This window comes from Rubrivivax gelatinosus (assembly GCF_016583785.1).
Lineage (GTDB): Bacteria > Pseudomonadota > Gammaproteobacteria > Burkholderiales > Burkholderiaceae_C > Rubrivivax > Rubrivivax gelatinosus_B.
Map to the genome: position 1 here is coordinate 20,212 of NZ_NRRU01000053.1, position 18,108 is coordinate 38,319.

General features: G+C 72.8%; 19 protein-coding genes. 6 read left to right on the forward strand and 13 right to left on the reverse strand.

What is annotated here, in order from left to right:
- Positions 1-22: 22 nt before the first annotated feature.
- Positions 23-526, reverse strand: coding sequence for a YajQ family cyclic di-GMP-binding protein (locus CKO43_RS14810; RefSeq protein ID WP_200379104.1), 504 nt, complete (start codon positions 524-526; stop codon positions 23-25).
- Between the two features lie 35 nt (positions 527-561).
- Here CKO43_RS14810 and murB point away from each other — a divergent pair, with 35 nt between their 5' ends.
- Positions 562-1,578: a UDP-N-acetylmuramate dehydrogenase gene (gene murB, locus CKO43_RS14815; protein WP_200379117.1), complete on the forward strand. Its 1,017-nt coding sequence runs from the start codon at positions 562-564 to the stop codon at positions 1,576-1,578.
- A gap of 3 nt (positions 1,579-1,581) precedes the next feature.
- On the opposite strand, the gene CKO43_RS14820 is transcribed toward murB, so the two are convergent.
- The 7 genes from CKO43_RS14820 to CKO43_RS14850 form a co-directional block, all read right to left on the reverse strand.
- On the reverse strand, positions 1,582-2,526 hold the full coding sequence (locus tag CKO43_RS14820; protein ID WP_242477827.1) for a ZIP family metal transporter: 945 nt from the start codon (positions 2,524-2,526) through the stop codon (positions 1,582-1,584).
- Positions 2,523-2,897: a hypothetical protein gene (locus CKO43_RS14825; protein ID WP_200226807.1), complete on the reverse strand. Its 375-nt coding sequence runs from the start codon at positions 2,895-2,897 to the stop codon at positions 2,523-2,525. The genes CKO43_RS14820 and CKO43_RS14825 overlap by 4 nt, the downstream gene beginning before the upstream one ends.
- A 161-nt stretch (positions 2,898-3,058) precedes the next feature.
- Entirely contained in the window at positions 3,059-5,350 is a 2,292-nt protein-coding gene (locus CKO43_RS14830) for an ATP-binding protein (RefSeq protein ID WP_207185058.1), read from the reverse strand.
- Positions 5,320-5,808 carry a hypothetical protein gene (locus tag CKO43_RS14835; RefSeq protein ID WP_200379105.1) on the reverse strand — a complete coding sequence of 163 codons (489 nt, stop codon included), beginning with the start codon at positions 5,806-5,808 and terminating at the stop codon, positions 5,320-5,322. Before CKO43_RS14835 ends, CKO43_RS14830 begins: the two co-directional genes overlap by 31 nt.
- A gap of 116 nt (positions 5,809-5,924) precedes the next feature.
- A complete protein-coding gene (locus CKO43_RS14840) occupies positions 5,925-7,139 on the reverse strand; it encodes a Coenzyme F420 hydrogenase/dehydrogenase, beta subunit C-terminal domain (RefSeq protein WP_200379106.1) in 1,215 nt (404 codons plus the stop codon).
- Between the two features lie 73 nt (positions 7,140-7,212).
- Entirely contained in the window at positions 7,213-8,370 is a 1,158-nt protein-coding gene (locus CKO43_RS14845; RefSeq protein WP_200379107.1) for a tetratricopeptide repeat protein, read from the reverse strand.
- A 56-nt stretch (positions 8,371-8,426) separates the two neighbouring features.
- A complete protein-coding gene (locus CKO43_RS14850) occupies positions 8,427-8,660 on the reverse strand; it encodes a hypothetical protein (protein WP_200226802.1) in 234 nt (77 codons plus the stop codon).
- A gap of 99 nt (positions 8,661-8,759) precedes the next feature.
- On the opposite strand from CKO43_RS14850, the gene CKO43_RS14855 reads away from it, so the two are divergent.
- From CKO43_RS14855 to CKO43_RS14865, 3 genes are all read left to right on the forward strand, one after another.
- Positions 8,760-9,509 (forward strand): 2OG-Fe dioxygenase family protein, encoded by a 750-nt coding sequence (locus CKO43_RS14855; RefSeq protein ID WP_200379108.1) that lies wholly within the window; start codon positions 8,760-8,762, stop codon positions 9,507-9,509.
- Positions 9,510-9,591: 82 nt separating this feature from the next.
- Positions 9,592-11,079: a S10 family peptidase gene (locus tag CKO43_RS14860; RefSeq protein WP_200379109.1), complete on the forward strand. Its 1,488-nt coding sequence runs from the start codon at positions 9,592-9,594 to the stop codon at positions 11,077-11,079.
- Between the two features lie 7 nt (positions 11,080-11,086).
- A complete protein-coding gene (locus tag CKO43_RS14865; protein WP_200226799.1) occupies positions 11,087-12,151 on the forward strand; it encodes a 6-phosphofructokinase in 1,065 nt (354 codons plus the stop codon).
- A 30-nt stretch (positions 12,152-12,181) separates the two neighbouring features.
- On the opposite strand, the gene CKO43_RS14870 is transcribed toward CKO43_RS14865, so the two are convergent.
- Positions 12,182-12,661, reverse strand: a complete 480-nt coding sequence (locus CKO43_RS14870; RefSeq protein WP_200379110.1) for a cupin domain-containing protein — start codon at positions 12,659-12,661, stop codon at positions 12,182-12,184.
- Positions 12,658-13,407: an SDR family NAD(P)-dependent oxidoreductase gene (locus tag CKO43_RS14875; RefSeq protein WP_200379118.1), complete on the reverse strand. Its 750-nt coding sequence runs from the start codon at positions 13,405-13,407 to the stop codon at positions 12,658-12,660. Before CKO43_RS14875 ends, CKO43_RS14870 begins: the two co-directional genes overlap by 4 nt.
- 40 nt (positions 13,408-13,447) lie before the next feature.
- On the opposite strand from CKO43_RS14875, the gene CKO43_RS14880 reads away from it, so the two are divergent.
- Complete coding sequence (locus CKO43_RS14880) at positions 13,448-14,137, forward strand: hypothetical protein (protein WP_242481181.1); 690 nt, start codon at positions 13,448-13,450, stop codon at positions 14,135-14,137.
- Here CKO43_RS14880 and CKO43_RS14885 read toward each other — a convergent pair.
- Together CKO43_RS14885 and CKO43_RS14890 are read right to left on the reverse strand one after the other, a co-directional pair.
- The gene (locus CKO43_RS14885; protein WP_200379112.1) at positions 14,097-14,669 is read right to left on the reverse strand and encodes a flavin reductase family protein; all 573 of its coding nucleotides are present in this window, start codon (positions 14,667-14,669) and stop codon (positions 14,097-14,099) included. The two genes, CKO43_RS14880 and CKO43_RS14885, sit on opposite strands and share 41 nt — an antisense overlap.
- Before the next feature lie 10 nt (positions 14,670-14,679).
- A complete protein-coding gene (locus CKO43_RS14890) occupies positions 14,680-15,327 on the reverse strand; it encodes an RluA family pseudouridine synthase (RefSeq protein WP_200379113.1) in 648 nt (215 codons plus the stop codon).
- A 366-nt stretch (positions 15,328-15,693) separates the two neighbouring features.
- On the opposite strand from CKO43_RS14890, the gene rsgA reads away from it, so the two are divergent.
- Entirely contained in the window at positions 15,694-16,776 is a 1,083-nt protein-coding gene (rsgA, locus tag CKO43_RS14895) for a ribosome small subunit-dependent GTPase A (protein WP_200379114.1), read from the forward strand.
- A 40-nt stretch (positions 16,777-16,816) separates the two neighbouring features.
- On the opposite strand, the gene CKO43_RS14900 is transcribed toward rsgA, so the two are convergent.
- Positions 16,817-18,052 carry an MFS transporter gene (locus tag CKO43_RS14900; RefSeq protein WP_200379115.1) on the reverse strand — a complete coding sequence of 412 codons (1,236 nt, stop codon included), beginning with the start codon at positions 18,050-18,052 and terminating at the stop codon, positions 16,817-16,819.
- Between the last annotated feature and the right edge of the window lie 56 nt (positions 18,053-18,108).

Consider the following 18,108-nt stretch of genomic DNA (forward strand, 5'->3'; position numbering starts at 1 on the left):
TGCCGCAGGCGGCCGGGGGGTGTCATTCCCGGAAGTTGTCGAAGGTCAGCGGCAGGTCGGCGATTTCCTTGCGCAACAGCGCCATCGCCTGCTGCAGGTCGTCCTTCTTGCCGCCGGTGACCCGCACCGCGTCGCCCTGGATCGAAGCCTGCACCTTCAGCTTGCTGCTCTTGATCGCCTGCTGGATCTTCTTCGCGTGTTCGGCGTCGATGCCGGCCTTGACCTTGACGACGAGCTTCAGCTTGTCGCCGCCGAGCTTCTGGGGTTTGGCCGACAGGTCGAGGAAACGCACGTCGACGTCGCGTTTGGCCAGGCGCGCGAGCAGCACGTCGCGCACCTGGTCGATCTGGAAGTCGCTGTCGGCATAGAGCGTGAGTTCACGCTCCTTGGCCGATTTCTCGCTGAATTCGACCTTCGCGCTTGACCCCTTGAAGTCGAAGCGGTTGCCGATTTCCTTGTTCGCCTGGTCGAGCGCGTTGCGCAGTTCGACCAGATTGGGCTCGAGGACGGTATCAAAGCTGGGCATGGGAAAATTCTGCCATGTCCTTCGACGTTTCCCCGCTGCAGATCGAGGCCCGCGTTTCGCTGCGCGAGCACAACAGCTTCGGCCTGCCCGCCGTCGCCCAGACCCTGGTGCGCGTGCGCTCCGACGCCGACGTGCGCCGCGTCGTCGACCACCCCGAACTCGGCCGCGCGCCCAAGCTGATCCTGGGCGGCGGCAGCAACCTCGTGCTGACGCGCGACGTCGCCGCCGCAGTCCTGAAGGTCGAGATCGCGGGCCGGCGCCTCGTCGCCGAGACCGCCGACGCCTGGATCGTCGAGGCCGGCGCCGGCGAGCGCTGGCACGACTTCGTCACCTGGACGCTGGAGCAGGGCCTGCCGGGGCTGGAGAACCTGGCGCTGATCCCGGGCACGGTGGGCGCGGCGCCGGTGCAGAACATCGGCGCCTACGGCGTCGAGCTGAAGGACCGCTTCCATTCGCTGGACGCGGTCGACCTGGTCACCGGCCGCAGCGTCACGCTGGACGCCGGCATGTGCCGCTTTGCCTACCGCGACAGCGTCTTCAAGCACGAACTGGCCGGCAAGAGCGTCGTCACGCGGGTGCGTTTTCGCCTGCCACGGCCCTGGCTGCCGGTGCTGGGTTATCTCGATCTCGAACGCAAGATGGCCGAGACCGGCAATACGAGCCCCGACGCGCGCACGATCTACGACTGGGTGTGCGCGATCCGCCGCGCCAAGCTGCCCGACCCGGCCGTAATCGGCAACGCCGGCAGCTTCTTCAAGAACCCGGTGGTCAGCGCCGAGCAGTGCCGCGACATCATCGAACGCGACCCCGAGATCGTGCACTACCCGATGCCCGACGGCAGCGTGAAGCTGGCCGCCGGCTGGCTGATCGACGCCTGCGGCTGGAAAGGCAAGTCGGTCGGCCGCGCCGGTGTCTACGAGCGCCAGGCGCTGGTGCTGGTCAACCGCGGTGGCGCCAGCGGTGCCGAGGTCGTGACGCTGGCGCGTGCGATCCAGGAAAGCGTCTACGGGCGCTTCGGCATCCGGCTGGAGCCCGAGCCGGTGATCGTCTGAGCCTCAGCCGAGCGCGCTGTCCAGCACCATCATCAGCACGAAGCCCAGCATCAGCCCGACGCTCGCCCGGCGCGAGTGGCCGCGGCGCTGCGACTCGGGGATGAGTTCGTGGCCGACGACGAAGATCATCGCGCCGGCGGCGAAGGCCAGGCCCCAGGGCAGCAGCGCCGCCGACGAAGCCAGTGCCGCGGCTGCTGCCACGGCGGCCAGCGGTTCGACCAGCCCCGACGCGGCGCCGATGCCGGCGGCGGCGTAGCGCCCGACGCCCGCGGCCTGCAGCGCGAGCGCGACCACCAGGCCCTCGGGCACGTCCTGGATCGCGATGCCGGTGGCCAGGGCCAGCGCGCCGGCGCTGTCGCCGCCGGCGGCGGCGACGCCGATCGCCAGCCCTTCGGGCACGTTGTGCAGCACGATCGCGAGCACGAACAGCGTCACGCGCCGGCGGCGTTCAAGGTCGCCGCCGCCCGGGCCTATGCCGTGGGCATGCGGCAGCACGTGGTCCAGCAGCATCAGCAGCAGCGCGCCGGCCAGCAGCGCGGCGCCGACGCCGAGCGCACGCGGCCACGGGCCCAGCCCCGCCTGCGCGGCTGCGTGCAGCGCCGGCACGAGCAGCGAGAAGCAGGCGGCCGCCAGCATCACGCCGCCGCCGAAGCCGAGCAGCGTGTCCTGGGTGCGCGCGGCCGGGGCCCGCGCCAGCAGCACCGGCAGCACGCCGAGCGCGGTCGCCAGCGCGGCGGCGGCGCCCAGCGCCAGTGCCGTCGTCACGGCTTCGGCCGGCGGCAGCAGTTGCCAGCCGCGCCACAGCGCCAGCAAAGCGCCGGCGGCGCACAGCAGCAGCCCGCAGCGCTGCTGCAGCCTCAGGCGGCTGGCGACTTCGCGCGGGGCGGGGGCCGGGCGCGGCTCGGGCCTGGATCGCACCCGGGTGTTCGGCATCGGGTACTCGATCATCGGGAGGCGGGGCCGCTGATGCGCCAGGAGAAACGCGCCAGCCGCAGCGTCAGCGCCTGCAGCCGCGCCGCCTGTTCGTCGTCGTCGACCAGCATCCCCAGGCGCGCCAGCGGGCGCCCGGTGGCGTCCAGGCAGGTCAGCCGCCAGGCGCTGGGCAGCAGGGCGTCCTCGGCCGTGTCCAGCAGCAGCTTGAGCATCTGTTCGTGCACCGACCAGGCCGCTTCGGGCCGGGCCTGGGCGAGGTGTTCGCCATGGCGCAGATAGGAACAGACGAGGCGCGGTTCGTCCGGGTCCAGCGCCAGGCGCACATGCATCGCCTGGCGCTGCCAGCACTGGCGCACCGATGCGTGCGAATGGGAATGGCAGGACATGGCAGCGAACTCCTCGGGTTGGCATGCACCTGAGGCTGGCCGCGGGCTGGCGTGCACGATTCGGCGGCGCAAGGCGCGCACGCCGTGTGTCCATGCTACATGAGAATCGTTCGCATTTGTGAAGTCCGGACTGCGAGCGGCTGCCGTCCGGCCGGGGGTGTCTAGACGGCAGCCCCGGCCGGCAGCGGCAGGCCGGCGGCGATCGCGGCGGCGCGTGTGGCCGGCAGCAGGTCCGCGAAGCGCTGCACGTGGCGCGCGATCTCGTGCGCCGGCAGGTGGCTCGCGCCTTCGTGCAGCGTCTCGGCGGTGGCCGCCAGCGCCGCCAGGCCCAGGTTCAGCGCCGCGCCACGTGCGGCGTGGGCGTTGACACGCAACTCCAGCGGCTGCGCGTCGCGCACCGCCGCACGCAGCCGCTGCACCAGCTGCGGCCCCTGGTCGAGGAAGCTGTGCACCATCGCGGCCAGGCGCTCGCGCGGCATCGCCTGCAGCGCGAGCGCGACCGCCGCCGTGTCCACCAGCGGCGGGCTCTCGCCGCCGGCCGCCGCCGGTTCGGGGGCCGCGGGCTCGGGCGCGAAGTCGGCACCGCCGGTGCTGCCGAAGAAGCGGCGCAGCGAGGCGGCGAGCTTGGGCGGGCTCACCGGCTTGGTCAGGAAGTCGTTCATGCCGGCGACCAGGCAGCGGTCGCGCGTCTCGGTGAAGGCGTCGGCGGTGAGTGCGACGATGGGCACGGTGGCCGCGGCGGCATCGGGCAGGGCGCGGATCGCACGCGTCGCGGCGATGCCGTCCATCTCCGGCATGTGCAGGTCCATCAGCACGATGTCGAAGGGTTTGCCTTCGGCAGCACGCATCGCCTCCACCGCTTCCCGGCCGTTGGTGGCGAAGACGGCGTCGTGGCCCAGGCGCTCGAGCAGCGCTGCCATGTACTGGCGGTTGACGACGTGGTCCTCGGCGATCAGCACGCGCAGCGGCCGTGGCGGCGGCGGCGCGTCGCCGGGCAGGGTGCGGGGCGCCGGCACCGCCTGCACCGGCCGCAGCGGCATGCGGAAGCTGAAGCTGCTGCCTTCGCCGGGTTTGCTGGTGACGGTGATGTCTCCGCCCATCAGCCGCGCCAGGTTGCGCGAGATCTCCAACCCCAGGCCGGTGCCGCCGTGGCGGCGCGAGCGCGAGCTGTCGCCCTGGGCGAAGCGGCGGAACAGCGTGCCGAGCGTCGCCTCGTCGATGCCGATGCCCTGGTCGCTGACGACGAACACGAGCTCGGCCATGGCCTCGTTGTCGCGGGCCTGCACGTCGAGCACGATGGCGCCGTGGTCGGAGAACTTGATCGCGTTGGACAGCAGGTTGAACAGCACCTGCTTGACGCGCGTGGCGTCGCAGAGCACCCGTTCGGGCAGGGCCGGGTCGGTGCCGATGTGCAGCGCCAGCGCCTTGGCGTGGGCCTGCGGCCGCATCAGCGCCTCGACGTCGCGCAGCAGCGCACGCAACTCCACCGGTGCCGGCGACAGCACCATGCGGCCGGATTCGAGCTGCGACATGTCGAGGATGTCGTTGAGGATCGCCAGAAGGTGGTCCGCCGACTCGGCCGCGGTGCGCAGATAGCCCACCTGCTGCTGGTTGAGCCCGGTGTCGCGCAGCAGCGAGAGCATGCCCAGCAGGCCGTGGAAGGGCGTGCGGATCTCGTGGCTCATGTTGGCGAGGAAGGCGCTCTTGGCCTCGCTCGCGGCTTCGGCGTCGCGGCGGGCGCTGCGCAGGTGTTCGGCGAGGTCCTCGAGCGCGGCGCGGCGGCGGTCGAGCTGGCGCATCTGGCGCAGCGCCAGCAGCGCGAAGGCCAGCGTCAGCGCCGACAGCGACACCGTCAGGCCGATGCCGACCAGGTTGTGGCTCTGCACCGTCGCGTTGCGCGCCGCGATCTGCTCGCCGACGCGGTGCGCCGCGCGCAGCGACAGGCCGTGGATCTCGGCACCGAGCGACATCAGCTCGGGTTCCAGCTCCTGCAGCGCCACGCGTGTCGGCCCCGGGCCGTCGGGGGCGGCGAAGACCGCGTCGGCGCGGCGGATGAAACGGTCGATGCGCTGCAGCGTCTCGGCGAAGCCGGTGTCGGTGGCGAGCGCGTTGCCGATGCGCTCGTTGTGCAACAGGCCGACACGGCTGACCCAGATGTCGTAGCGCAGCTGCAGCGCCGGCGCGTCCAGCACCCGGCGCGGGTCGCTCGAGCGGCTCCATTCGTCGCGCAGCCGCAGGTATTCGGTCTCGGCCTGGTAGACCAGCAGCACCGCGTCGTCGTCGGCGACTTCAACCGCCTGGCGCAGCAGCGCGGCCTGGCGCACCTGCAGCCAGGCCACGGCCAGCAGCGCGACGATCAGCCCGATGCCGAGCACGCCCAGCCAGGTGGCGCGGCCGCGCCGCCCACTGGGAATGGTGGCCTCTAGCGCACCTCGATCGTCCGCAGCTGCCATGCCGATCGGCTGTAGTAGACGGGGCTGCGCAAGGTTTCGTCCGAGTCGAAGGGGTAGATGACGAACAGCGGGCCCTTGTCGCGCACCGCCATCGGCCGCTCGTCGAGCAGCCGCGCGACGATGACGTCGTGGCGGGCGACGTCGTCGTAAGGAATGTCGACCCAGTAGTCGTTGAGCGCGATCGCGCGCAGCTGGCTGCCGCGTGCCGAGGCCGAGGCGAGCACGTCGCGCAGCAGCGGGCCGGTGAAGCGCCGCGCCTGGGCGTACCAGGGCGTGCGCGTGACGAAACTGGTCTGCGGCAGGTGCTCGAGCATCGCCATGTCGAAGTCGGCACGGGCGCCGAAGTTGGGCGAGAGCACGCGGCCGGTGAGCGTCAGCACCACCTTGCCGAGCGGCGCGTCCAGCGCTGACGCCGGAGCGCTCCAGCCGGCCAGCGACGCGAACGCGGCCGCGAGCATGGCGCGGCGGCCTCGATCGTGCGAGGTCGCAGCAGGAGCGGCGGCGACGGCAGGGCGGGCGTGCACCCGCTGGATTCTAGGGGGGAGAGCCCACCCAGAATCCTTTCTTCAGCGGTTCAACGACGGCGTTCGCTGGCTTCGTCGGTTTCCGGCGTCAGGCCGTAGGGCCGCACCAGCTGCCAGACGTGCGGCGGCACCATGTTCTTCATCTTCGCCGGCTGTTCGCGGCGCAGGTGCAGCACGGTCTCGATCGCCTTCATCTCGAGGCGGGCGCGCGCGAACTCCAGCCCGCGCGGGCCGACCTTGGGCATCAACCAGCCGACGATGGGGCGCAGCCACGAAGGCATGCGCCGCAGCGGCAGGCCGCCGGCGGCGCGTTCGGTGTTGGCCATGAAACCCTTGACCGGGCCTTCGCGCTGGCCGGCGCTGCCGGGCGCGGCGAGTTTCACCTCGTCGCCCAGCAGGCCCAGGATCTTCTCGCCGCGTTCGTTGCGCACCAGCAGCCACTGCTCGCCTTCGCCGCCCATGTAGCCGACGGTGATGTCGGCGAGCACGTTGCTGTAGTCGACGCAGGTGCGGCAGGTGAGCGGGAAGAAGTCGGTCGGCAGCTGCGACAGCGGCAGCTGCAGAAAGGGCACGCGGCGCTGGCGGCCGTCGTCGAAGCGGATCTCGACGTGGTAGTCGGCACGGAACTCGAGGTAGGTGATCGACTCCGGCCGGGGCGTCAGCAGCCCGAGGAAGCGGTGGAAGTTCTCGGTCGTCGTGTTGTCCGAACACGGCGTGCCGATGACGTAGAGCTGCTCCAGCCCCAGCTCCTGCTCCAGCGCGCGCAGCGCGTAGACCTGGCACGGGATGCCGATCACCGCCAGGCGCTTGTGGCCCGCGGCAACCGCCGGCTCCAGCAGCGACAGCAGCGGTGCGTAGCCCATGCGCATGCCGCGGCAGCGTGCCAGGTCCTCGGGCCGGGTGACCAGCGTCGGCACCGGGCGCCAGCGGTCCTCGGGGTCGGGCGCCATCGTCAGCACCGCGTCGACGGCGCCGGTCTCGAGCAGGCGCTCGGCCAGGCGCGTGGTGATGCCGGTCCACTGCGCGCCGTCGGACGGGCGCTTCAGCGCCGCGCGCAGCATGCGCCGGAACGGGCCGAAATGCAGCTCGTCGGGCCGTGCCGGGTCACGCGTGCGGCCCTGCACCCGCGTTTCCATCGTGGCGTAGTCGGGCTGGATGAACTGGCAGGCACGGCCGCAGCGGCGCGGGTCCTGGGTGCGCGAGACGCCGCAGTCGGTGCACAGCGTGCGCGCTGGGGCGCTGTCGGGGGGGCTGGGGTACGTCAAGGCTTCAGGGCGCTCGGTCGGAACGCCCGATCATCGCCCAAGCCGGCCGCGGCCGACCCGACCTGCCGCAGAGTCACTGCAGCCTGCGTTCGGCCTTGAGCCAGTCGATCTTGGCCGCGTACAGAGACTGGATCTGCGGCGACGGGCTGGTCTCAAGCGCGAGTTCGAGCTGGCGCCGCGCCTGCTTCGAGCGGCCCAGCAGCAGCTCGGTGCGCGCGAGCCAGTAGTGGAACTCGTGGTAGCTCGCGTCGCGTGCCACCTCGCGCTGGAAAAGGTCGCGCGCGCGCTGCAGCTCGCCTTCGCGCAGCGCCTGCAGCCCGGCGTCGAACCAGTGGAAGGGCGGCGCCTCCTCCAGCGAGCGCAGCCGCGTGTTCAAGGCCTGGGCTTCGCGCTCGCGGCCCTCGTGCTGCATCAGCTGCGCCAGGTTGGCCAGCGCGCTGCGGTTGGCCGGCTCCTGCTCGAGCAGCCGGCGCCAGACCGTCTCGGCGGCATCGGCCAGGCCGCGGCGGCGGTAGACCACGGCCAGCGTGTTGTAGCCGGCGGCGAAGTGGGCGTCCTGTTGCAGTGATTCGCGGGCGAACCAGTAGGCGTCGTCGAGCCGGCCTTCGGCCAGGGCCTCGGCGGCGCGGTTGTTCATGAACATCGCGACCACCGTGGCTTCGGCGATCGGGCGCCAGCGCACGCCGTCGATCTGGTCGGCCGGCAGGAAGTCGACGACGAGCGAGGTCTCGTTGCTGCGGCGCACGTGCAGGTCGTGCGCCGGCCAGCCGAGCGCGACGTTGACGTGGCCGCTGGTGGCGAGCAGGTCGCCGCTGCGGCTCCAGCTCTCGTCCACGGCCAGGCTGCGGAACTGCACCGGCAGCCCGGCTTCGCGCGCGAACGCGGCCGTCATCGCCACCAGCGACAGGCAGTTGCCGGCACGGGCGGCGAAGGCTTCGGCCGCGGTGCGGGTGCTGCCGGCGTAGTCCAGCGCCAGCGCCTGGCGGCGGTAGAGCTGCTCGACCAGCGAGCGCCGCGGGTCATGGGCGCGATGCACGCTGCTCTGGTCCAGGTAGGCACGCATCGCGTCGTCGACGGTGAACACCGCCGCCGCGTCGGGCGCCTGCGACGGCGCGGCAAAGGCGGCGTCGCGCCAGAGCAGCCGCGTGCCCGCGCTGCGTTCTTCGGGGGTGCCGGCGCAGCCGCCGAGCACGGCGGCGACGAAGCAGAGCAGGGCGACGGTCCGGCGCATCGTGACGCTCCTGCCGCCGAAGGCGGCCGCAGCCATCGTACGCGCGCGCGAGCGGTTCAGGCCTCGGTGGCGTCCCCTGCTTCGATCTGCCCGGCCAGGCGCGCGGCGGCGGCGCGCAGCTGCGGGCTGGGCGAGGCGGCGGCCTGGGCGATCAGTTCGCGGGCGTATCCGGGGTCGTGCTGCAGCCGCTCGACGTGCAGGAACACGCCTTCGTTGGCGAACAGCCACTTCAGATCGATGACGTCGACCAGCTGCAGCGAACTCTGCGCGCCTTGGGATTCGGCATTCATCGCACACTCCCGCCTTTTGGGCCGTTCGATTCCAAGATAGCGCCGGTCGGCGCCAGCGAGTGCCGACCCGGTGTGGAGTCGGCTCTCCAGACGAAAAGCATGAACCCCTCGCCTTCTCCCCCGCTGACACCGTTGTCGTCGCTTCACACCGCGCTCATGGGGGCCGGCTGGGCGGTCCTGGACACCCACTCGCTCACCGAACTGGTGCATCAGCCGCTGGTTGCGCTGCAGGCGCTGGAGCCGGCCTGGGACCAGCTGCCGCCCGACCAGCACCTGCGCGACGGCGGGCGCTACCGGCGCCGGCGCCACGGCTGTTTCGTCGTCGACGGTGGCCGGGTCGAGGCCGCTCCGCCGCGCGCGCACTGGCAGCCTGTCGAGTACAACGCGCTGCACGGCGGCATCGAGCGCTGGTTCGAGCCGCTGCCGGCCGACTGGGCGGCGCAGCCGGCCTGGCCCGCGCTGCTGGCGGCGCTGGCCGGCGTCGCCGCCCGGCTGCGCGGCGACGGCCGCTGGTACGTCGAGGCGCACCCGTTTCGCATCGACACCACCGACGGCATCGGCCGGCCCACGCCCGAGGGCGCGCACCGCGACGGCGTCGACCTGGTCGCGGTGATCCTGGTCGCGCGCCACCAGGTGCAAGGCGGCGAGACCCGGGTGTTCGAGGCCGCGGGCGCGCACGGCGTGCGCTTCACGCTGGCCCAGCCCTGGAGCGTGCTGCTGCTGGACGACGAGCGCGTGATCCACGAAAGCACGCCGATCCGCCCGGCCGTGGCCGGCCAGCCGGCCTGGCGCGACACCCTGGTGCTGACCTTCAGGCGCCACGGCTTTCAGGGGCCGGGCGCCGGCTGAAGCCCGCGGCGGCGGCGTTAAGCTGCCGTGCCCGCGCGGCGACCGGCCGCGGCGGGAGCCTTTCGAACGATCACGAATCCTCATGGCAGACACCACCCCCGCACCCGAAACCGACAAGAGCGCCGACCGGCGCCACCGCGAACGCGTCGAACAGCTGCTGGCGCTGCCGCCGGCACGCTCCAGCGGCGGCCTCGCAATCGGCACGCGCCGCCTGGACTACGCCGTCAGCGCCGAGTTCATCCCGGTGGCCGGGGACGGTTTCGACGGCGCGCTGCACGAGCCGCAGGCGGCGGTGATGACCACCGCCTACCAGCTCCAGGGCGCGGCCGCCGGCCAGCGGCCGGTGTGTTTCGCCTTCAACGGCGGGCCGGGTTCGGCCTCGATCTGGCTGCACCTGGGCGCGCTCGGCCCCAAGCGCCTGGTCGTGCCCTCCGACGGTGCGATGCCGCAGGCCCCGTACGCCGTCAGCGACAACCCGCTCAGCTGGTTCGACCACTTCGACCTGGTCTTCGTCGACCCGCCGCACACCGGCTGGTCGACCACCGCCAGCGAAGCCGCGCGCAAGAAGATGCTGTCGGTCGACGGCGACGTGAAGGCGCTGGCCGAGGTCGTGCGCACCTGGCTCACGCGCCACCGGCGCTGGGGCTCGCCGGTCTACCTGGCCGGCGAGAGCTACGGCACGACCCGCGGCGCGGCGCTGGCCGACCAGCTGCTGGATGCCGGCGTCGCGCTCGCCGGGCTGGTGCTGGTGTCCTGCGCGATGGACCTGCAGAGCCTGAGCTTCGACCCGGGCAACGACCTGCCGTACGCGCTCTTCCTGCCGGCCTACGCCGTCGTCTCGCAGTACCACGGGCTGCTGAAGGGGCCGCTCGCCGCCTCGCGCGAAGCCGCGCAGTCGGCGGCCGAACAGTTCGTCGACGAGAGCTACGCCGCGGCGCTGCTGGCCGGCGCACGCCTGTCGGACAAGCGCCGCGCCGCGCTCGCACGCCGCATCGCCGAACTCACCGGGCTGCCGCGCGAACTCGTCGAGGAAAAGAACCTGCGCATCGCCGACCAGACCTATTTCTTCGACGCGATGCGGCCGCAGGGGCGCATCGTCGGCCGGCTGGACGCACGCGTCACCGGGCCGATGGCGGCCAGCCGCACGCGCGACTGGGAGTTCGACCCCGGCATCGAGGCCATCGCCGCGCCCTACACGATGGCGGCGATGGCGTATTTCGGCGAGCTCGGGCTCACCAGCGAGCAGCGCTACGAGACCCTCTCGCACGAGGGTCACAAGGCCTGGAACTGGAACCGCGGCGAAGCCCAGGGCAACGCCTACGCCAGCACCAGCCGCGACCTGGCGCGTGCGCTGCGCCGCAATCCGAACCTGAAGGTCTTCGTCGCCAGCGGCCGCTACGACCTGGGCACGCCCTTCAGCGCCAGCGACTGGTCGCTGGCGCAGCTGGATGCGCCGGCCGAGGTGCTGGCACGCGTCTCGCATCACTACTACGATGCCGGGCACATGATGTACACCCGGGAAGAGGACTTGAGCAAGCTCAAGTCCGACGTCGCCCACTGGCTCGGATGATCCAACCATGCATATCGGTATCCTGACCGGCGGGGGCGACTGCCCCGGCCTGAACGCCGTCATCCGCGCGGTGACGCTCTCGCTGATCAACGAATGCGGGGCCCGTGTCACCGGCATCGAACGCGGTTTCCTCGGCCTGCTGACGCGCGCGTCGCGGCCGCTGGACGCGGGCACGGTGGCCGGCATCCTGGCCGAAGGCGGCACCATCCTGGGCACGCACAACAAGTGCGACCCGTTCCACTTCTTCGGGTCCGGCGGTGCCGACTGTTCGGCCGAGGCCATCGCCTACGTGAACGAACTCGGGCTGGACGCGCTGGTCGCGATCGGCGGCGACGGCACGATGGCGATCGCGCACAAGTTCGAGGCCATGGGCCTGCCGGTGGTCGGCGTGCCCAAGACCATCGACAACGACTTGTACTGCACCGAACGCACCTTCGGTTTCGACAGCGCCGTGGCCGTCGTCGCCGAGGCGCTGGACCGGCTCGCGACCACCGGCCGCAGCCACGGCCGGGTGATGATCGCCGAGACCATGGGCCGCTACGCCGGCTGGATCGCGCTCGAAGGCGGCATGGCCGGCGGTGCCGACGTCATCCTGATCCCCGAGATCCCGTTCAGCGTCCAGGCCGTCGCCGAGCGCTGCCGCGAACGCGAGTCGCGCGGGCTGCCGACCATCATCTCGATCGCCGAAGGCGCGATGCCCGAAGGCGGCGGCATGACGGTGCAGCGCACGATCGCCGACAGCCCCGACCCGCTGCGCCTGGGCGGCGTCGGCAACTGGCTGCAGCAGCAACTCGAGCCGCTGGTCGAGTGCGAGGTGCGCACGACGCTGCTGGGCCACATCCAGCGCGGCGGCTCGCCGACACCCTTCGACCGCGTGCTGGCCACGCGTTTCGGCTACCACGCCGCGCAGCTGGTCGAAGCCGGCCAGTACGGCCGCATGGTCGCGCTGCAGGGCGACGCGGTGGTCAGCGTGCCGATCGCCGAGGTCGCCGGCAAGAACCGTCTGGTGCCGCGCGAGCACGAGATGGTGCGCGCCGCACGCGGCATCGGCGTCGCGCTCGGCGAAGCCTGAGTCCCGCGGCGCCGGCCGGCGCCGCGGGCCTTACAGCAGCCGGTGCAGCTCGGGCGCCAGGCGCCCGATCGCCGAACGCAGCGCCGCGTCGTCGCGGCCGAAGGCGAAGTCCTCGAAATCGAAACCCGGGCCGACGGTGGCGCCGCAATAGGCGTAGTCGCCGTCGGGTTCGGCGGTCTGCCACCAGTCGGCCGGCACGACGTGGCTGCGCTTGTCCGCGTCCAGCACCACGGCCTCGAGCTGCATCAGGTCGGGCGACAGCAGCCAGAGCTTGAGCGGCCCGCCTTCGAGCAGGTGCCAGACCTCGCACGAACGCACCCGGTGCCAGGCCGAGTGTTCGCCGCGCGCGAGCAGGAAGTCGATCGTCGTCAGCCCGCGGCGCTCGCCGCGCGCCGTCTGCACCGTCGCCTGCGAGCGGTAGAGTTCGGCGTAGTGCCCGCCCTCCGGGTGCGGCTGGAGCTTGAGCCGGGTGACCAGCGCCTGGGCGCGTTCGGGCAGCGCCGGCTTCATGCGTCCCTCACGTCGGCGACGGGCTGGCTGCCGAAGTCGGCGCGGTCCAGGTAACGCAGCAGCTTGGTGGCCGCGGTCTCGGGGCTGTCGAGCAGGCCGCCTTCGTGCAGGCCGACGAAGCGGCTGTGTTCGGCAAAACGTGCCGGGTCGGCGCCGCGCAGCTGCACCTGCATGTCGGTGTCGACGACGCCGGGCGCCAGCGAGACGACGCGCGCGCCGTTGGCGCGTGTCGCCTCTTCGAGCGCGATGGCGCGCGCCAGATGGTCCATGCCGGCCTTGGCCGCGCAGTACGAGGCGCTGCCGGCCATCGCCCGCCGGCCCAGTCCCGAGGACACGAAGAGCAGCTTGCGCGGCACGTTCCAGGCGGCGGTGGCGCGCAGGAAGGCCGCGGCCAGCAGCATCGGCGCCTCGAGCCCGACGCGCAGCGCGTTGCTCAGGTCAACAGCGTCGACCTCGCCCAGCGGCGCCAGCTCGGAGATCACGCCGGCGTTGTTGATCAGCGTGACCGACTGCAGCACCGCCGGGTCCTGGCCCTGCAGCCAGGCGCCCAGGCGCCCGGCGGCGGCCACGGGTTCGGCCAGGTCCACGCTCCAGGCCTGCAGTGCGGGGTGCTCCAGCGGCGGCGGCCGGCGCGACAGCGTCAGCACCTGGTGGCCACGCGCCAGCAGTTGCTGCACCAGCGCCAGGCCGAGCCCGCGCGAACCGCCGGTGACGAGGGTGAGGGGTGTGTTCATCGCATCGAGCATACTGGCGCCGCCCATGAATCGTCTGCTCAAAAGCCCATTCATGATCGCGCTGCTGGCCGGCGTCGCGATCATCGTGCTCGCCTTCCTGCCGGCCGCCTGGCAGGCGCTGCGCGGTGGTGCCGCGGCGCCTTCGCCGGCGGTCGACGCGCCCTGGAACCTGCAGCCGCGCGCCGGCGGCGTCGCCGTCTTCGGGCTCGAGCTGCCGGGTGCGACGCTGGCCGACGCCGAGCGCCGCTGGGGCGAGGAGCTGCAGCTCGCGGTGCTGGCCGAGACCGGCCAGCCCGGTGCGCTCGAAGGTTATGTCGAACGTTTCGACAGCGGCGGCATCGGCGGCAAGCTGCTGCTGGCGACCGAACTCGACGCGGCGACGCTGCAGCGGCTGCAGCGCGACACCGCCGCGCGTGAACCCGCCGGCGGCACGCTCTGGCGCTACGCGCTGCGCGCCGTCGACCGACGGGCGCTGGGCGCGACGCCGCTCGCCGGCCTGACCTTCATCCCGGCGGTGAACCTGGACCCGGCGACGCTGCGCGAACGTTTCGGCGAACCCGAGGAAGTCATCGCCCCCGGCGGCCGGCTCGAACACTGGCTGTACCCGGCGCGCGGGCTCGCGATCGCCGTCGACAGCCAGGGGCGCGAGGTGCTGCAGGTGGTCGCGCCGGCCGAGTTCGAACGCCGGCTGCGCGCGCCGCTCAAGGCAGCGGCTTCGCCTGCAGCATCGTCCCCAGGCTGAAGAAGGCGCCGCCGGCGACGTGGTGCAGCGTGCGCAGCGCCTCGTCGCCCGGGCCGAAGGACCAGCGGCCGTCGCGGAAGACGCGGTCATCCGCCTGCGCCGCGACGACTTCGGCCAGGAACAGGTCGTAGGCCTGCTCGTTGTGCGGCTCGCGCAGCACGCGGCATTCGAGCCAGCCGACGCAGCCCTCGACCAGCGGCGCGCCGGTGGCGCGGCCGGCGAAAGCGCCGAGGCCGTAACGCTCGAACTTGTCGACGCCGTCGTGACCGCTGGTGTTGCCGACGCTGAACACCGCGTCGGCCTGCGCGACGCAGGGGACGCTGAGTGCGAACTCGCCGGCAGCGTCGATCAGCGTGCGCGTGAACGTGCTCTTGTCGATGACGACGGCGAGCTTGGGCGGGTCGAAGTCCAGCGGCATCGCCCAGGCCGCGGCCATCACGTTGCGCCGCCCGCCGTGGGCGGCGCTGACCAGCACCGTCGGGCCGTGGTTGAGCAGCCGGTAGGCGTGTTTCAGCTCGACGTCTTGATTCATTGCATGGCTTTCAGAACGCCGGCGCACGCTCGAAGGCCAGGCGCTCGCCGGTGACAGGGTGCGGGAAGGCCAGCCGTTCGGCTTGCAGCAGCAGGCGCGGCGCCGCGGCCATCAGCTCCGGTGGCGCGTAAAGGTCGTCGCCGAGGATGGGGTGGCCGATCGTCGCCAGATGCAGGCGCAGCTGGTGCGTGCGCCCGGTGACGGGCTCCAGCTCGATCCGCGTGCGGCCGCGTGCGGCGTCGCGCGCCAGCACGCGCCAGCGCGTCAGCGCCGGCCGGCCGCGTTCGTGGCAGACCATCTGCCGCGGCCGGTTGGGCCAGTCGCAGACCAGCGGTGCGTCGACTTCGCCGCTGTCCTCGGCCATCAGGCCGGCGACGACGGCGACGTAGCGCTTGTCGACGCGGCGCTCGGCGAAGGCGATCGACAGCGTGCGCTGCGCCGCGGGCCCGCGGCCGTAGACGATGAGGCCCGAGGTCGCCATGTCCAGCCGGTGCACCGTCAGCGCGTCGGGCCACAGCGCCTGGGCGCGCACGACCAGGCAGTCCTGCTTGTCGGGGCCGCGCCCGGGCACGGCCAGCAGCCCGGCGGGTTTGTCGAGCACGAGGCAGGCATCGTCGGCGTGGACGCAGTCGGGGCGGGCGGCGGCAGGCGGCGGCATGGCGCGCGAGCATAACGAGGGCCGTGGCGCTGGCGCCGCAGTCGGGTGCGCCTGGGTTGACGCCTCCAGGGCGGCGGGCGCAGAGTGCGCGTCGTCGTCAACCCAGCACAGGAGGCCATCATGGAACAACGGGACCTTGCCGCCATCGGCCTTCAGCTGCGCCGCGCCCTGTTCGCGGACTGAGATCGCCCGGGTCACGGACGACGTGACCCCGCCCGCTCCCGCGGGCACTTGAATCCCGCCGCCGGCAGCCGCCGGCGCGCTGCAGGCCACGCCCCTCGCGCTGCTCCGCCGTGCCGTGCTGGCCGGCGGTCGTTCTGCCGCGTGGCCCGCCGTGGCCGCGCCGACCGGGATTTCACGACCATCATGACGCTCGAAACTCCGCTTTCGCGGCTGCAGGCCATCGGCCTGACGCCGCAACTGCTGGCCGCTCTTTCTTCTCCTCTGTCCGAAGGCGACGGGCACGCGCTGCTGCGTGTCGCCGAAGTCCACCGCGACGCGCTCGTGCTGCACGACGGCCGGGCGCCGCTGCCGGCGCGTGCGCGCCCGGCGCTGATCCAGGCGCTGGCCGCCGAAGCCGACGCGCTCGCCGTCGGCGACTGGGTGCTGGCCGAACACAACCGCTTCGGCGAGTGCTGGGTGCACGAGCGCCTGCCGCCGCGCACCCAGCTCGCGCGCCGGCTGCACGACGGCCGCGACAAGGTCGAACGGGTGGTGCTGGCGAGCAACGTCGACACCGCGCTGCTCGTCATGGGCCTGGACCACGACTTCAACCTGCGCCGGCTGGAACGTTATCTGGCGCTGGTGCGGCTGGCCGGCATCTCCTGCGTCGTCGTGCTGAGCAAGGCCGACCTCTGCGCCGACCCGGCGCGCCGGCTGCGCGACGCGCTTGCGCTGGCGCCGGCCGGTGTCGAGGTGCTGGCGCTGAACACGCTGGCCGACGACGCGCGCGCGCTGCTCGCGCCCTGGCTCGCGCCGGGGCAGACGCTGGTGCTGCTGGGCTCCAGCGGTGCCGGCAAGAGCACGCTGGCGAACGCGCTCTGCGCCGCCGAGGTCGCCGCCACCAGCGGCACGCGCCGCGGCGACGGCCGCGGCCGCCACACGACGACGGTGCGCACGCTGCACCCGCTGCCCGGCGGTGCCTGCCTGATCGACACCCCGGGGCTGCGCACGCTGCGCCTGGACAGCGAGGCCGGCGACGTCGCCGGCGCCTTCGACGACATCGCGGCGCTGGCACCGATGTGCCGCTTCCGCGACTGCCGCCACGAAGGCGAGCCCGGCTGCGCGGTGCGCGGCGCGGTCGCGCCCGAGCGGCTGAAGAGCTTCGGCAAGCTGCTGCGCGAGGCCCAGCGCGACACGATGAGCGCACTCGAACGGCGCGAGCTGGTGTCGACCTGGAAGGCGCGCCAGCGCGCCGGGCGCGCCAACCTGAAGGCCAAACGCGGTTGATGACGCGCTGCGGCGCCGCGAGGCGCCGTAGCGCCGGTCTTCAGCGCGGCCGTGCTGCCGGCGTGGCGACCAGTTCGTCGCGCTCGGCCAGCGCCGGGAACAGCTTAAACCAGGCGGCGGCGACGGCCAGCGTGCCGAGGCCGCCCAGCACCACCGAGCCCACCGGCCCGAGCAGCGCCGCGGTCGCGCCCGACTCGAACTCGCCGAGCTGGTTGGAGGCGCCGATGAAGATCGAGTTGACGGCACTGACGCGGCCGCGCATTTCGTCGGGTGTCTCCAGCTGCACCAGGGTCTGGCGGATGACGACGCTGACCATGTCGGCGGCGCCGCTGATGCCCAGTACCGCCAGCGAGAGCCAGAACGAGGTCGACAGGCCGAAGACGAACTGGGCCAGGCCGAAGACCGCGACCGCGCCCAGCAGCACGTGCCCGGTGCGCCGGCGCACCGGCCAGCGCGTCAGCACGACCGACATCACGAGCGCGCCGACCGCCGGTGCGCTGCGCAGCAGCCCCAGGCCCCAGGGGCCGACGTGCAGGATGTCCTTGGCGAACATCGGCAGCAGCGCGGTGGCACCGCCCAGCAGCACCGCGAACAGGTCCAGCGAGATCGCGCCCAGCACCGGCTTGTGGCGCCACACGAAGTGCACGCCGGCGAGCAGCGTCTCGCGTGTCACCGGTGCTGCCGGCGGCGGCGCGTGTTCGTAGCGCACCGCCAGCGCCAGAGCGGCACCGGCGCCGAACAGCGCGGCGCAGGTGGCGTAGACCGCCGCCGCGCCGGCGACGTAGACCACGCCGCCCAGCGCCGGGCCGGCGATGATCGCCGCCTGCATGCCGGCCGACGAGAAGGCGAGTGCACGCGGCAGGATCGCCGCCGGCACCAGCGAGGGCGTCAGCGCCTGCTGCGCCGGCATCTGGAAGGCGCGCACCGCGCCGAGCGCGATCGACACCCCCAGCAGCAGCTCGCGGCTGGCCCAGCCGCCGCCGCTGGCGGCCCAGAGCAGCGCCGAGATCGCCGCCAGCGTGCCCAGGCAGGCGGCGAGGATGCGGCCGCGGTGCCAGCGGTCGATCAGATGCCCGGCCGGCAGCGCCAGCAGCATGACCGGCGCGAACTGCAGCAGGCCGACCAGGCCCAGGTCCCAGGCCGAGCCGGTGAGCTCGTACATCTGCCAGCCGACCGCGACCATGGCCATCTGCGCGGCGGCGGTGCCCACGAGGCGGGCGAACCAGAAGAGGACGAAACCGCGATGGGCGAAGAGCGAGTCGGAAGCGGGGGACAAAGGCGGCGCGGGAACGGGGGCAGGGGCCGGCACCTTAGCACCGCGGCGCCGGCAGC

Coding starts and splice junctions, on each gene's coding strand:
- CKO43_RS14810 (WP_200379104.1), bottom strand. CDS start 526: ATGCCCAGCTTTGATACCGTCCTCGAGCCCAATCTGGTCGAACTGCGC.
- CKO43_RS14820 (WP_242477827.1), bottom strand. CDS start 2,526: ATGATCGAGTACCCGATGCCGAACACCCGGGTGCGATCCAGGCCCGAG.
- CKO43_RS14825 (WP_200226807.1), bottom strand. CDS start 2,897: ATGTCCTGCCATTCCCATTCGCACGCATCGGTGCGCCAGTGCTGGCAG.
- CKO43_RS14830 (WP_207185058.1), bottom strand. CDS start 5,350: ATGGCAGCTGCGGACGATCGAGGTGCGCTAGAGGCCACCATTCCCAGT.
- CKO43_RS14835 (WP_200379105.1), bottom strand. CDS start 5,808: ATGCTCGCGGCCGCGTTCGCGTCGCTGGCCGGCTGGAGCGCTCCGGCG.
- CKO43_RS14845 (WP_200379107.1), bottom strand. CDS start 8,370: ATGCGCCGGACCGTCGCCCTGCTCTGCTTCGTCGCCGCCGTGCTCGGC.
- CKO43_RS14850 (WP_200226802.1), bottom strand. CDS start 8,660: ATGAATGCCGAATCCCAAGGCGCGCAGAGTTCGCTGCAGCTGGTCGAC.
- CKO43_RS14855 (WP_200379108.1), top strand. CDS start 8,760: ATGAACCCCTCGCCTTCTCCCCCGCTGACACCGTTGTCGTCGCTTCAC.
- CKO43_RS14860 (WP_200379109.1), top strand. CDS start 9,592: ATGGCAGACACCACCCCCGCACCCGAAACCGACAAGAGCGCCGACCGG.
- CKO43_RS14865 (WP_200226799.1), top strand. CDS start 11,087: ATGCATATCGGTATCCTGACCGGCGGGGGCGACTGCCCCGGCCTGAAC.
- CKO43_RS14870 (WP_200379110.1), bottom strand. CDS start 12,661: ATGAAGCCGGCGCTGCCCGAACGCGCCCAGGCGCTGGTCACCCGGCTC.
- CKO43_RS14875 (WP_200379118.1), bottom strand. CDS start 13,407: ATGCTCGATGCGATGAACACACCCCTCACCCTCGTCACCGGCGGTTCG.
- CKO43_RS14880 (WP_242481181.1), top strand. CDS start 13,448: ATGATCGCGCTGCTGGCCGGCGTCGCGATCATCGTGCTCGCCTTCCTG.
- CKO43_RS14885 (WP_200379112.1), bottom strand. CDS start 14,669: ATGAATCAAGACGTCGAGCTGAAACACGCCTACCGGCTGCTCAACCAC.
- CKO43_RS14890 (WP_200379113.1), bottom strand. CDS start 15,327: ATGCCGCCGCCTGCCGCCGCCCGCCCCGACTGCGTCCACGCCGACGAT.
- rsgA (WP_200379114.1), top strand. CDS start 15,694: ATGACGCTCGAAACTCCGCTTTCGCGGCTGCAGGCCATCGGCCTGACG.